Below are 13,629 nucleotides of genomic sequence, written 5' to 3'. Positions count from 1 at the left end.
GCCCCTGCCCGCCCGTTTGACGGTGGCCGCCCTGGTGCACTGGCAGGGCCGTTTCTTGCTGGTGGAAGAGGAGATCAAGGGGCTGCGCCGCTTCAACCAGCCCGCCGGCCACGTGGAGCCGGGGGAAAACCTGCTTGAAGCGGCCTGCCGCGAGCTCAAAGAGGAGACGGGGCTGACCGCCCCCCCCAGCGCCTGGCTCGGGGTCTATCTGTTCAAACCGGCGGACAGCGAGGCCACCTTCGTGCGCACCGCCGTCATCTTCGACCTTGAAAAGGCGCCGGGTCAGCACCATCCAGAGGATCCCGACGGCGATGTGCTGGCCTGCCACTGGCTCACCCTGGAAGAGATAGCCGAGTGCAAGCCCGCCCTGCGCAGCCCCCTGGTGTGGCAGTGTATCCAGGACTACCTGGCTGGCACCCGCCTGCCGCTGTCGGCGCTCAAAGCCTTTATATGAGGCCAACTGAAGCCGTTTTTTGCCCATCTTGGCAAACGACGGAAAAACGATTTCCCGCCGCCAGGCTCCCGAGGGGAACGACGGCAGGGAGATGTGACCGGGGGCGCAAAACTCTGGTAGAATACGCCCCGTTTAAACGAACTGGTAACTTCGACTAATGACAGACAACAGCCAAATCAAGGTGATCGTCGGCATGTCCGGCGGCGTGGATTCTTCCGTCTCGGCCTACCTGCTCCAGCAGCAGGGTTATCAGGTCGAAGGCTTGTTCATGAAGAACTGGGAAGAAGACGACACGGACGAGTACTGCTCCGCCTCCCAGGATTTGGCTGATGCCAAGGCCGTCTGCGACAAGCTGGGCATGAAGCTGCACACCATCAACTTCGCCGCCGAGTACTGGGACAACGTGTTCGAGCACTTCCTGGAAGAGTACAAGGCAGGGCGCACGCCGAACCCGGATATCCTGTGCAACAAGGAGATCAAGTTCAAGGCGTTCCTCGAATTTGCCGCAGAAGAGCTGGGTGCCACCTACATCGCCACCGGCCACTATGTGCGCCGTGACGACAGCACGGGCCGCCCGCGTCTGCTCCGTGGTCTGGACACCAACAAGGATCAGAGCTACTTCCTCTACACCCTGAGCGAAGCCCAGGTGGGTCAGAGCCTGTTCCCGGTCGGGGATCTGGAAAAACCCGAGGTGCGCCGCATCGCCGAGCAGCTGGATCTCATCACCGCCAAGAAGAAGGATTCCACCGGTATCTGCTTCATCGGCGAGCGCAAGTTCAAGGACTTCCTGGCCAAGTTCCTGCCCGCCCAGCCCGGCCCCATCGAAACCGTGGATGGCAAGGTGATCGGCGAGCACCAGGGGCTGATGTATCACACCCTGGGCCAGCGCAAGGGGCTCGGCATCGGCGGCATGAAGGATGCGACCGAAGAGGCCTGGTACGTGGTGGACAAGGAGGTGGAGCGCAATACCCTGGTGGTGGCGCAAGGGGAACATCCCCGCCTCTACTCCGATGGCCTGATCGCGAGCCAGCTGCACTGGGTGGATCGCACCCCGATCCGGGCGCCGCGTCGCTGCACCGTCAAGACCCGCTACCGCCAGCAGGACATCCCCTGCCTCATCCAGCCCATCGACGATGAGACCATACGGGTCATCTTCGACGAGAAACAGGCTGCGGTGACCCCGGGCCAGTCCGCCGTCTTCTATGACGGGGAAGTGTGCCTGGGCGGCGGCATCATAGAACAGCGTTTCAGCCATCCGGTTTGAATCCTTAACAGAAGGCAGCAGACGTGAGTGACAAATTCCAAGACAGAACAATGGCTTTCGCCGGCATCTGCCAGGCGGCCTATCTGGTGCAGAAAGTGGCCCGTGACGGCAACTGCGACGAGGCCTCCCTGCGCGAGAGCCTGCAAAGCGTGCTGGTGACCAATCCCAAGCAGCCGCTGGAAGTGTTCGGCAGCCACCTCGCCATCCGCGACGGTTACCGCGCCCTGGTGGAGCAGCTGGGGGCCGACGGCAGCCAGAAGAACGCCGAGCTGACCCGCTACGTGGTGAGCCTGATTGCGCTGGAGCGCAAGCTGGCCAAGCGCAAGGACATTCTCAACATGCTGGGGGAGCGGATCGGACAGATCGCCCGCCAGCAACAGCATTTCGATCTGCTCGACGAGCAGATCCTGGCCAACATGGCGAGCATCTACAGCGATCTCATCAGCCCTATAGGGCCGCGCATCCAGGTGGCGGGCACCCCGCTGTTCCTGCAGCAGCCCCTGGTGCAGCACAAGGTGCGCGCCCTGCTGCTGGCCGGCATCCGCGCCGCCGTGCTGTGGCGCCAGCTTGGCGGCAGCCGTACCCAGATCATCTTCGCTCGCAAGAAGATGGTGGAACTGGCCAAACGTTTCTAAGAATCGGCTCGAGCTTCGTAGTGAAAGGCCGGAAGCAAGGTGAAGAGCAGCACAGGTACCGGAGTTTATGTCGATAAATGAGGATGCCGAGCAGCACATGAGCCTTGATAACGGCCTCGCAACAGGAGCGCGAGTTGATGAGAATCCCCCACACCAATCATCAGGAGTTCACCCCATGGAGCTGTCCGCGCTGACTGCTGTTTCCCCGATTGACGGTCGTTATGGCGACAAGGCCGATGCCCTGCGTCCCATCTTCTCCGAATTCGGTCTGCTGCGTTTTCGCGTCGAAGTCGAGGTGCGCTGGTTGCAAAAACTGGCCAGCCACGCCGGGATCCCGGAAGTCCCTGCCCTGAGTGCGGCCGCCAACGCCGTGCTGGACGGCATAGTCCTGAACTTCAACGAAGCGGACGCCGCGCGCATCAAGCAGATCGAGCGCACCACCAACCATGATGTGAAAGCGGTGGAGTACTTCCTGAAAGAGAAAGTGGAAGTGAACCCCGAGCTGGCTGCCGTCAGCGAGTTCATCCACTTCGCCTGCACCTCGGAAGACATCAACAACAACTCCCACGGCCTGATGCTGAAAACCGCCCGCGACGAGGTCATCAAGCCTTATTGCGAGAAGCTGATGTCCGAGCTCAAGCGTCTGGCCCATGAGTACCGCGACATGCCGCTGCTGTCACGCACCCACGGCCAGCCGGCGACCCCGAGCACCATGGGCAAGGAGATGGCCAACGTCGCCTATCGCCTGGAGCGCCAGTACAAGCAGATCATGGCGGTGGAGATCCTTGGCAAGATCAACGGTGCGGTCGGCAACTACAACGCCCACGTCAGCGCTTACCCTGAAGTGGACTGGCACCAGTTCTCCGAGGAGTTCGTGACTTCGCTGGGCCTTTCCTGGAACCCCTACACCACCCAGATCGAACCCCACGACTACATCGCCGAGCTGTTCGACGCCATGGCCCGCTTCAACACCATCCTCATCGATTTTGACAGGGACGTGTGGGGTTACATCTCCCTGGGTCACTTCAAGCAGCGCACAGTGGCGGGTGAAATCGGCTCCTCCACCATGCCGCACAAGGTCAACCCCATCGACTTCGAGAACTCCGAAGGCAATCTGGGTCTGGCCAACGCCGTGTTCCAGCACCTGGCGAGCAAGCTGCCGATCTCCCGCTGGCAGCGTGATCTGACCGACTCGACCGTGCTGCGCAACCTGGGTGTGGCCGTGGGTTACTCCCTGATTGCCTATCAGGCGACCCTCAAGGGCATCTCCAAGCTGGAAGCGAACGCGGACGCCATGGCCGCCGATCTGGACGCCAACTGGGAAGTGCTGGCCGAGCCCATCCAGACCGTGATGCGCCGCTACGGCATCGAGAAGCCCTACGAGAAGCTCAAAGAGCTGACCCGTGGCCGCCGCGTGGATGCCGAAGGCATGCGCACCTTTATCGACACTCTGGAACTGCCCGAGGCCGTCAAGGTCGAACTGAAGAAGCTGACTCCGGCCAACTACCTCGGTCAGGCCCAGCGTCTGGTCGATCTGCTGAAATAAGCCGGCAGGATGAATGCGGGGCCCTGGGCACGACAGCCACAGGGCCCCTGTTATTTTTGACCGCCACCTGTTTTGCCATAGAGGCCTTGACCAAGGCCGGCGCCCCCCTTGGGCAAGACCTCTCTAACTTTGTCTGACCTTTTGACGAGAAGACCTATGTACGAACTCAATCTGGATATTGCCCACTTCCTCGAGCATTACTGGCAGAAACGCCCCCTCCTCATCAAGGGCGGCTTCACCGACTTTCAGGATCCCATCAGCCCGGACGAACTGGCGGGCCTGGCCATGGAGGACGTCATCGAATCCCGCCTGGTGACCCGCTTCGACGGCAAATGGGAAGCCGCTCACGGCCCCTTCGAGTCTTACGATCACCTGGGGGAAGAGAACTGGACCGTGCTGGTGCAGGCCTGCAACCACTGGGCCCCCGAGGTGCACGAGCTGGCGTTGCCGTTCCAGTTCATCCCGGGCTGGCGCTTTGACGATGTGATGGTGAGCTTCTCCACCCCCCATGGCGGGGTCGGCCCCCACATCGACAACTACGACGTCTTCATCACCCAGGGCCAGGGCAAGCGTCACTGGCGTGTCGGCGATGCCAAGCCCTTGAACGAATTTGCCGCCCACGCAGCCCTGCTGCACTGCGAGCCGTTCGAGGCGATCATCGACGCCATCATGGAGCCGGGCGACATCCTCTACATCCCGCCTGGATTCCCCCACGAGGGCTACGCCATCGAGCCCTCCCTGAACTTCTCCGTGGGCTTCCGGGCACCGGATGCCAAGGCGCTCATCTCTTCGTTTGCCGATCACCTGATCGACAACGACCTGCGCACCGAGCGTTACGGCGATCCGGACCTCAAGCCACGCGTTCGTCACGGCGAGATCCAGCCCTTTGAGCTGCATCGCCTGCGGGAGCTGATGCAGCAGGCCCTCGATGACGAGACCCTGTTCAAGGAGTGGTTCGGCACCATGATTTCCGAGGCCAAGCACGACCTGGACGTGAGCCCCATGGAGCCAGACTACAGTGCCGAAGAGATTGCCGATCTGCTGACCCAGGGCGAGCCCGCCATCAAGGTGCCGGGTCTGCGCTCGGTCTGGTTCAGCGGCGAGAGCCGTACCTGCTACATCGATGGCGAGGCCTGGACCCTGCCAAGCGAGGATGCGGCCGCCATTTCGCTCTTGTGCGACAAGGACATCATCACCCAGGCCGACATGGTGGACCTCGCCGATCAGGCCGGCTTCCTGCAACTGCTGACCCGTCTGGTCAACCGCGGTTACTGGTTCTTCGGCTAAGCCTGTGCAACAGGCGCGTCGCCTGCCCGGGCGACGCGCCTGGTCGCGACCCGATGCCAGCCCCGCGCAGTGGCCGCCCAGTGACTACACTGGGTGACGGCCAGAGGGGAAAGGGGCCCTGCCCCCCTCGCCGGAGGCCTCCCTCTTGTTTGTCATTTAACAACATGGGATGGCAACGACGAGCAGGCCAGAAATGGGAACCAAATGGCCTCACTCGCGGAAAATCAATTATTTTAGCCCCTAAAATCAGCTGTGAGCGAAAACGTTATCTTGTGAATTGAGGCGCTTTTAGCTCAAAACGTTGTTTCTGGATCATAAAAAGTATCCAAAAACTGGTGTATATTGCACGGCGGAAACTCCTTAACCATGAAGACTGACATGAAAAAGACCAAAATCGTCTGCACCATCGGTCCCAAGACCGAATCCAAAGAAATGCTCGGCAAGATGCTCGACGCCGGCATGAACGTCATGCGCCTGAACTTCTCTCACGGTGATTACGAAGAGCACGGCACCCGTATCCGCAACCTGCGTGAAGTGATGGCCGAGACCGGCAAGCACGCAGCCATCCTGCTGGATACCAAGGGTCCGGAAATCCGTACCATGAAGCTGGAAGGTGGCAACGATGTCTCTCTGGTTGCCGGCCAGACCTTCACCTTCACCACCGACCAGACCGTGGTTGGCAACAAAGACAAGGTCGCCGTGACCTACGCCGGCTTTGCCAACGACCTGCGCGTCGGCAACCGCATCCTGGTGGATGACGGCCTGATCGGTCTGGACGTCATCGAAATCACCGAACGTGAAGTCATCTGCAAGGTGCTGAACAACGGTGATCTGGGCGAGAACAAGGGCGTCAACCTGCCGGGCGTCTCCATCAAGCTGCCGGCCCTGGCCGAGAAAGACAAGCGTGACCTGATCTTCGGTTGCGAGCAGGGCGTGGACTTCGTTGCCGCCTCCTTCATCCGCAAGAAAGAAGACGTGCTGGAAATCCGTGAGCACCTGAAGGCCCATGGTGGCGAAGCCATCCAGATCATCTCCAAGATCGAAAACCAGGAAGGCCTGGACAACTTCGACGACATCCTGGCTGTCTCCGACGGCATCATGGTTGCTCGTGGCGACATGGGTGTGGAAATTCCGGTTGAAGAAGTGATCTTCGCCCAGAAGATGATCATCACCAAGTGCAACAAGGCACGTAAAGTGGTCATCACCGCCACCCAGATGCTGGATTCCATGATCAAGAACCCGCGTCCGACCCGCGCCGAAGCCGGTGACGTGGCGAACGCCATCCTGGATGGTACCGACGCCGTCATGCTGTCTGGCGAATCCGCCAAGGGCAAGTACCCGCTGGAAGCCGTGACCATCATGGCCACCATCTGCGAGCGTACCGACGCCGTGATGCCGTCCAACCTGTCTGCTGCCAACGACAGCAACAAGCTGCGCATCACCGAAGCCGTGTGCAAGGGTGCGGTCGAGACCTCCGAGAAGCTGGACGCCCCGCTGATCGTGGTTGCCACCGAAGGCGGCAAGTCTGCCAAGGCCATTCGCAAGTACTTCCCGAAAGCCTGGATCCTGGCCATCACCACCAACAAGAAGACTGCTGCCCAGCTGGTCCTGACCAAGGGTGTGGTTGCTCACGTGGTTGACAGCATCGCCTCCACCGACGATTTCTATCGCATCGGCAAAGACGCAGCGCTGCAAAGCGGCATGGGTCTGAAGGGTGACGTGGTCGTCATGGTTTCCGGTGCCCTGGTACCGAGCGGTACCACCAACACCGCCTCCGTTCACGTACTGTAATCAGTCTTGAACCATTGAAAGCGGCGCCTTTGGGCGCCGTTTTTTTTATCTCTCCCCCCTGCTTCGCCTCTCAAGCCGGTGCTAGAATCCACGCGGATTTTCCCCCAGTGGAAAACCACCCGAATCTCGCATAATCACCCGGACGTTTTATGCCCTCAATACAGTTCAGAAGAGCCTCGGCCACCCTGTTGCCGCTGCTCTGTTTACTCATCAGCCTCTGCGCCCCGCAAGCCGTGGCGCAAGACCTGCCCCAGCGCACCACAGTACAGCGGTCGCTCGATGCCCTCGGCAAGTCCGAGACCCTCACCGTCAGCCAGCAGGCGGACCAGAGATTTCTGACCGACACCCTGGCCCTGCTCGACAACATCGAAAAAGAGCAAGCCAAGGCCAAGACGCTGGCACAGCGGGTACGCACCCTGCCCGGTGAATTGAAAGAGATCAGTGCCAAGCTCGATGCCCTGGCCCTGGACAAGGGTCCGGAGCAACTCAAGAGCGAATACGCCACCATGAGCCTGGCAGAGCTGGACAACCGCCAGCCCGAGATCATGGCCAACATGCAGGAGGCCCAGGAGGCCCTCGGCACCATCGGCAGCCAGATCACCAACCTGCAGACCCTGCCGGAGCGGGCCCAGGCCAACATGAGCCGCGCCTATCAACGCAGTCAGGAGATCCGCACTCGCCTGAACTCGGGGGACGGGGTGAGCAGCGCCGAGAAGATGAAGCTCAATACCGAGCTGGCCTTGCTGGACCTGCAACTGGCCAACCTGCAAAAGGAGCTGGACAACCGCACCAGCATGCAGGATCTGGCGGTCAAGCAACGGGACTACCAGAGCGCGCGCCTCGCCCACGAGGAACAGAAGCTGCAGGCCCTGCAGGAGCAGAGCAGTGCCAAGCGCCTCGGCGATACCGAGAAGACCGCCGAGCAGACCGGCGAACTGGTGGCCACCGAAGACAACCCGCTGGTGCAAAAAGAGCAGGAGATCAACCACCAGCTCAGCCAACAGCTCATCAGCGCCACCACCAACCTCAACTCCCTCGCCCAGAAGAACCTGCAGGCCAAGAGCTGGCTGGAGCGTGGCACCCAGACCGAGCGCAACCTCAATGAACAGGTGCAGATGCTCAAGGGCAACCTGCTGCTGTCACGCATCCTCTACCAGCTCTACCAGCAACTGGAGGCCGCCCCCTCCACCCTGGTGAAAAACCTGGAGGAGCAGATCGCAGACCTGCACCTGGCCCAGTTCGAACTGAGCCAGCAGCGGGATCAGCTGTTCCAGAAGACCCAGTACCTTGACAACCTGATCGCCAGCAGCAGAGAGACGGTCAGCGAGGAGGACAAGGCGAGCCTGGCCAAGCTGATCGACACCCGTATCAGCCTGCTCGACCAGCTCAACCGCCAGATGGATGCCCAGCTGACCAACGCCATCAGCCTGCAGCTGACCCAGCAGCAGCTGACGCGCATCTATGCCTCCATCGAATTCACCCTGCAACAGCACATCTTCTGGGTCAGCAGCAACAAGCCCATCGATGGCAAGTGGTTCATCAACTGGCCGAGCCATGCCTACAAACAGGTCTCCGATCTGGTGCTCAAGCCGGACTGGCAAGGTTGGGGCGACATGCTGCTGGCGGTCTCTCTGCTCGCCTTGCCGCTGCTGCTGGTCGGCGGTCTGCTGCTGTGGAAGCGCCCGACCCTGGTCAAGCGCCAGCAGAAGATCACCAAGGATCTCGGCCGTTTCCGCCAGGACAGTCAGTGGCACACCCCGCGCGCCCTGCTCTACACCGTATTGCAGCGCCTGCCGGGTACCCTCTTCATCCTGGCCGCCGGCCTGCTGCTCGCCTATTGCGGCCTGCTCAGTCCCAAGCTCATCTTCCAGATCACCCTGAACCTGGCACTCGGCTACCTGGTGTTCAGCGTCTACCTGTCGGTGATGCGGCCGGGTGGCATCGGCGAGAGCCACTTCCGCATCCCGCGGGACGAGCTGCAAGCCAAGCGCAACAGCATGCGTTACCTCTGGCTGCCCCTGCTGCCCCTCATCATGCTGTCGACCAAGGCGGTGGTTGAACCCTCATCGCTGGGTAACGACGTGATTGGCCAGGCGCTGACCATGCTGCTGCTGGGTCTGACCGCCTACCTGGTGTTGCCCATCTCCCGCGCCCGCATCAAGGGCGAGGCCAGCATGCTGCAGACCCTGACGGCGGTCGCCCTGGCACTGGCGCCGGTGGCCCTGATGGTGCTGGCGGCGCTCGGTTATTACTACACGGCCCTGAAGCTGACCGGCCGCCTCATCGAGTCCTTCTACCTCATCATCATCTGGAGCCTGGTCTATCGCACCGCCCTGCGAGGTCTGGAGCTGGCGGCCCGCCGTCTGGCCTATCGCCGCGCCGTCGCCAAGCGCGAGCACAAGTCCTCGGAAGATGCGGAAGGGGGCGAGGCCATCGAAGAGCAGCCCATGGATCTGGAGGAAGTCAGCCAGCAGTCCCTGCGCCTGACCCGGATCATGCTGCTGGTGGTGTTCGGCGTCGCCTTCTACTGGCTCTGGTCCGATCTGGTGGCGGTCTTCACCTACCTCGACAGCGTGGTGCTGTGGCACAAGAGCGAGGGGACAGGGGCCAATGCCGTGCTCTATCCCATCAGCCTGAGCGACGTGCTGACCGGCCTGTTCCTGTTCGGGGCGGCCCTGTCACTGGCCCGCAACCTGCCCGGTCTGCTGGAGGTGCTGGTGCTCTCCAAGCTGCGCCTCGCCCAGGGTACCGCCTACGCCTTCACCACCATGCTCAACTATGTGCTGATCGGGATGGGCTCGCTCACGGCGTTGGCCATGCTGGGAGTCCAATGGGAGAAGCTGCAGTGGCTGGCCGCAGGCCTCTCGGTCGGTATCGGCTTCGGCATGCAACAGATCGTCTCCAACTTCATCTCGGGCATCATCATCCTGTTCGAGCGCCCGGTACGGATCGGGGATACGGTCACCATCGGCACCATCTCGGGCACGGTCAACAAGATCCGGATCCGCTCGACCACCCTCACCGACTTCGACCGCAAGGAGGTGATCATCCCGAACCAGCAGTTGATGATAGAGCGACTGATCAACTGGTCCCTGAGCGATACCGTCACCCGGGTCATCGCCCGGGTCGGGGTGGCCTATGGTTCCGATCTGGAGCTGACCCGCACCCTGCTGATGCAGGCGGCCATGGAGAACAGCCGGGTGTTGAAGGAGCCGGCGCCCATCGTCTACTTCCTCACCTTCGGCCCCAGCACCCTGGATCACGAGCTGCGCTTCTTCGTGAGTGAACTCGGGGATCGCAACCCGGCCATCGACGAGCTGAACCGCCGCATCGACGTACTGTTCCGCGAGCATGGCATCGAGATCGCGTTCAACCAGATGGATGTCTACATCAAGAACATGCAGGGGGACGAGCAGAAGGTGGAATCCCGCCCGGCCCTGCCGCCAGCGGGGAACCACCCCGTCTGATCCCGCCCGCTTGCACAGGCCCCGTCATGGGGCCTGATTTTTTTCTACCCTTCCCACACCTTGAAAGCGGGGTCAGTCCCCCAATATAGGGAAGACAACGGACTGTCAGCCACGAGGAACTCAATGGACTATCTCTACGCCGTGGTGCTCTTTGCCATCTCGGCCTCGGTCACCCCGGGGCCGAACAACATCATGGTGATGAGCGCCGGTGCCAACTTCGGGATACGCAAGAGCCTGCCGCTGCTCATGGGGATCTGCGTCGGCTTCACCCTGATGCTGTTGCTGGTCGGGCTGGGTTTCGGCCAGCTGTTTACCCTCTTTCCCGGTTTGCATTTCGCCATCAAGTGCATTGGCACCCTCTATCTGCTCTACCTAGCCTGGCTGATTGCCCGCTCTGCGGGCGAGGTGACGGGAGACGCCTCTGCCCGCCCCCTGGGGTTTCTCAAGGGCGCCCTGTTCCAGTGGGTCAATGCCAAGGCCTGGGTGGTCGCCACCGGCGCCATCGCCGCCTTCACCAGCGCGGGAGCCGACTTCCACCAGCAGAACCTGACCATAGCCCTGACCTTCTTCATCGTCTCTTTCCCCTGCGTCGGGCTCTGGCTCCTGTGCGGCACCCTGCTGAAACGCTGGCTGACCAACGCCCTCGCCCGCCGCCGATTCAATTACGCCATGGCGACCCTGCTGGCCCTCTCCGTGGTGCCCGTCATCCAGGAGATCCTGAGCAGGCCCTGACGCCGCGCACATGAGCCCATCAAGAAACACAGGCCCCGAAGTGGGGCCTGTGTTGTTAGGTGACAGCTATCACCCAGCGCGCATAAAGGGCGTTTAGCTGCAGGCACCGATCAGCTTCCAGGGGTCCCCTGCGCTCGGCACATTGCCACTGTTCCACCACTTGGCCTCATAGATGTTGCCGTTGTAGGTCACCTTGTTGCCCGTGGTGTACACAGACCCGGTGGCCCAGCTTGCCGGGCAACTGCTGCCCTGCTCGAAGCTGGCCGACAGGCTATGGGCACCATTCACGGCGGTGAAGGTGTAGCTACCAGCCACAGCCTGCGCCACACCATCGACGGTGAGGGATTTCACCTTGTAACCGGTATCGGGCAACAGGGTGACGGTGAAGCTGGTTCCCCCCTTGGCCTTCAACACACCGTTCACCGGCACCGGTGACAGAGTGCCGCCGACCCCAACGTTCACGCTGATGTCGAAGAAGACGGGAATGTCGATGGTAGCTTCGCTGTAGCTGCCGCTAAAACCGGCGAAGTTGGTCGCACTGAGGGTATTCACCGCCGTGTTCTTCAGCACTATCTGCTTGGCATCCCCCTTGGCATAGGGTTCAACCAGGCTGATGACCACGTCGCTCCCCTCCTGGCTCAGCTTGATGCCAGAGAAAGGTACCGGCTGGTTGCTCGGGGTGGTGATGACCGTCTTGGCCGGATCGAAGCGACTGACGACCAGCGTCATGTTCCAGCCCCAGTTCAGCGAGCTAAGCGGCACTATATAGCCGAGGCGATCGTAGCTGCCGGTGACATTGGTGAACATCTCGGGCCTGATATCCTGGAGGGTCAACCCCACCAGCTCATAGGAGGAGTAGATGCCGCCATCCTCCGCCTGCGGGCCTATCACCACCGAGGTGGCCGTCTCATAAGCCTTCAGGTGTTTGAAGCCGATGCCAGCACTGCCCGCAATCTTGTCGACCGCAGGATCGAAGCCCTGGACCACCTGCTTGCCCGAGTTCCAGGCCAGGGTGTAGATATCGGATTTGGTGATGACGGCAGCCGGATTGGCCTGCACCGACGCCGCGCTGACCCCCTTGAGCAGGACGCGCTGACCGGCAAACTGCAACTCGGCGCCATCGGCAACATCACCAATCACCAGATCCGCCAGGGGATCCGCCATGCTCCAGCCACGCAACACGATGAGATCATTGCCCAGGGTGAAGTCATTGAACGTGGTCAGGCCGTTCGCCTGCTCGTTGAGCAGGATCTGATCCTTGCCACCACCTGTGATGACAATGTCATTGCCCCAACCGGCCGTCAGCACCTCATCATAAGGTGAGCCCTGGGTGATGCTGTCACCCGGGGTGTCAAACAGGCTGTTGTAGTCACCAAACTTGTAGACGTACTTGGTGATGCAGGTCCCGAGCTCATCACAGGTGATCTGATCCTTGGTCAGCAGGGCGCCGACCCCCCAGGCGCCACGCAGGTGTGCCGCCGCCAGTATGCCTGACATGGTGGCACGGACCTGAATTGGCTGACCGTTGTCATCCTTATCGGGCCAGCTCTTGGCCAGGGCCTGTGCCCAGGTCATGTTCGCGTCCTTGAGCAGCTTGCTTATCACCTGATAGTTGAAATGCATGGCGTCGCGCATCACCAGCTCCTGCTTCTCCGGCAGGCGCAAGTCCGCCAGGGAGTTGACCCCATTCTTGCCGACAAAGGTGCCCTGCCAGCGGTTGACATCGGTCACATAGACCTTGTTGCCGCCCGAGCCCTCAATCTCGGCAAGGGCCTCGGTCTTGCAACCCGCCCAGGTGGAGTCCGGCACGAACATGTAGAAGCTGTCGTACTCCTTGCCATCGACAGTCACCTGTTTCGGGCTGTAGTAACCGGCGTCGATCAGCACCGCCTCTCCCAGCTGATAACCGATAAAACCCCAAGCGTTCAAGGAGTTGTATTGCATCTTCCGGAACATGGCCGCATCGGTCGGGGTGGCGGAATTATAGATGTTCCCCACCCCCAGCTTGTTGAAGAAGCCACTGATGGTGGTCGGCTCGGACAACATGCTGCCGGTCGAACAGTCCCGTACCAGACGACCCGGCGCCGTCACCTGGGCATAGGTGTAGACAGGGTTGTCGAGGTTTTGCAGATAAAAATCTGCCTGTGCCGGATTGATACCGGATTCAAAGTTGCGCAGCGCATCCAGGAAGTCCTGAGTGCCCCCCTTGGCCGCCAGAGCGGGGACAGCCAACGCGAGCAACACGGTTGCCGACACTATTTTCATGGTGCTTTTCAAAGCCTGAACCCTCTAATTAGTCCATTAATCACCGGGCAATTGCCCATGCAGGCTCCCAACAACAGACTCCTAGGGAAGGTGCGAATAAGCGGGGAAATTCTTCTCGGCTGACTCAGTCATTTCATTTTTTCAGTTTGAGCCGATCTTTTCTCCCGTAAATGCCTTGAATCAGCCTA

At 61.1% G+C, this 13,629-nt stretch carries 9 protein-coding genes; 8 read left to right on the top strand and 1 reads right to left on the bottom strand.

Annotated features, from left to right (window positions below; translation table 11 throughout):
* The 8 genes from BN1127_RS12420 to BN1127_RS12385 all read left to right on the top strand — a co-directional run.
* Positions 1–454: NUDIX hydrolase (locus tag BN1127_RS12420; protein ID WP_231557480.1), on the top strand; the 454-nt coding region annotated here is incomplete at its 5' end.
* 157 nt (positions 455–611) lie between these two features.
* Positions 612–1,718, top strand: coding sequence for a tRNA 2-thiouridine(34) synthase MnmA (mnmA, locus tag BN1127_RS12415; protein WP_042649669.1), 1,107 nt, complete (start codon positions 612–614; stop codon positions 1,716–1,718).
* Between the two features lie 23 nt (positions 1,719–1,741).
* On the top strand, positions 1,742–2,353 hold the full coding sequence (gene hflD / locus BN1127_RS12410; RefSeq protein ID WP_042649668.1) for a high frequency lysogenization protein HflD: 612 nt from the start codon (positions 1,742–1,744) through the stop codon (positions 2,351–2,353).
* A gap of 175 nt (positions 2,354–2,528) precedes the next feature.
* Positions 2,529–3,899, top strand: a complete 1,371-nt coding sequence (gene purB, locus BN1127_RS12405) for an adenylosuccinate lyase (RefSeq protein ID WP_042649667.1) — start codon at positions 2,529–2,531, stop codon at positions 3,897–3,899.
* A gap of 156 nt (positions 3,900–4,055) precedes the next feature.
* Positions 4,056–5,186, top strand: a complete 1,131-nt coding sequence (locus tag BN1127_RS12400; protein ID WP_042649666.1) for a ribosomal protein uL16 3-hydroxylase — start codon at positions 4,056–4,058, stop codon at positions 5,184–5,186.
* Positions 5,187–5,564: 378 nt separating this feature from the next.
* Positions 5,565–6,977: a pyruvate kinase PykF gene (gene pykF / locus BN1127_RS12395; RefSeq protein ID WP_041205351.1), complete on the top strand. Its 1,413-nt coding sequence runs from the start codon at positions 5,565–5,567 to the stop codon at positions 6,975–6,977.
* Positions 6,978–7,126: 149 nt separating this feature from the next.
* Positions 7,127–10,444: a mechanosensitive channel MscK gene (gene mscK, locus BN1127_RS12390; protein WP_042649665.1), complete on the top strand. Its 3,318-nt coding sequence runs from the start codon at positions 7,127–7,129 to the stop codon at positions 10,442–10,444.
* 123 nt (positions 10,445–10,567) lie between these two features.
* A complete protein-coding gene (locus BN1127_RS12385; protein WP_042649664.1) occupies positions 10,568–11,176 on the top strand; it encodes a LysE family translocator in 609 nt (202 codons plus the stop codon).
* A gap of 93 nt (positions 11,177–11,269) precedes the next feature.
* On the opposite strand, the gene BN1127_RS12380 is transcribed toward BN1127_RS12385, so the two are convergent.
* A complete protein-coding gene (locus tag BN1127_RS12380; protein ID WP_042649663.1) occupies positions 11,270–13,441 on the bottom strand; it encodes a carbohydrate-binding protein in 2,172 nt (723 codons plus the stop codon).
* Positions 13,442–13,629 lie beyond the last annotated feature (188 nt).

Source organism: Aeromonas media (assembly GCF_000819985.1).
Classification (GTDB): domain Bacteria; phylum Pseudomonadota; class Gammaproteobacteria; order Enterobacterales; family Aeromonadaceae; genus Aeromonas; species Aeromonas media.
The sequence above is the reverse complement of the archived record's forward strand: the minus strand, read 5'-3'. Positions and strand labels throughout refer to the sequence as shown.

Bases quoted from the DNA above. Each gene is read 5' to 3' on its own strand.
- pykF (WP_041205351.1), top strand. From the start codon at position 5,565: ATGAAAAAGACCAAAATCGTCTGCACCATCGGTCCCAAGACCGAATCC.
- mnmA (WP_042649669.1), top strand. From the start codon at position 612: ATGACAGACAACAGCCAAATCAAGGTGATCGTCGGCATGTCCGGCGGC.
- BN1127_RS12380 (WP_042649663.1), bottom strand. From the start codon at position 13,441: ATGAAAATAGTGTCGGCAACCGTGTTGCTCGCGTTGGCTGTCCCCGCT.
- purB (WP_042649667.1), top strand. From the start codon at position 2,529: ATGGAGCTGTCCGCGCTGACTGCTGTTTCCCCGATTGACGGTCGTTAT.
- BN1127_RS12385 (WP_042649664.1), top strand. From the start codon at position 10,568: ATGGACTATCTCTACGCCGTGGTGCTCTTTGCCATCTCGGCCTCGGTC.
- BN1127_RS12400 (WP_042649666.1), top strand. From the start codon at position 4,056: ATGTACGAACTCAATCTGGATATTGCCCACTTCCTCGAGCATTACTGG.
- mscK (WP_042649665.1), top strand. From the start codon at position 7,127: ATGCCCTCAATACAGTTCAGAAGAGCCTCGGCCACCCTGTTGCCGCTG.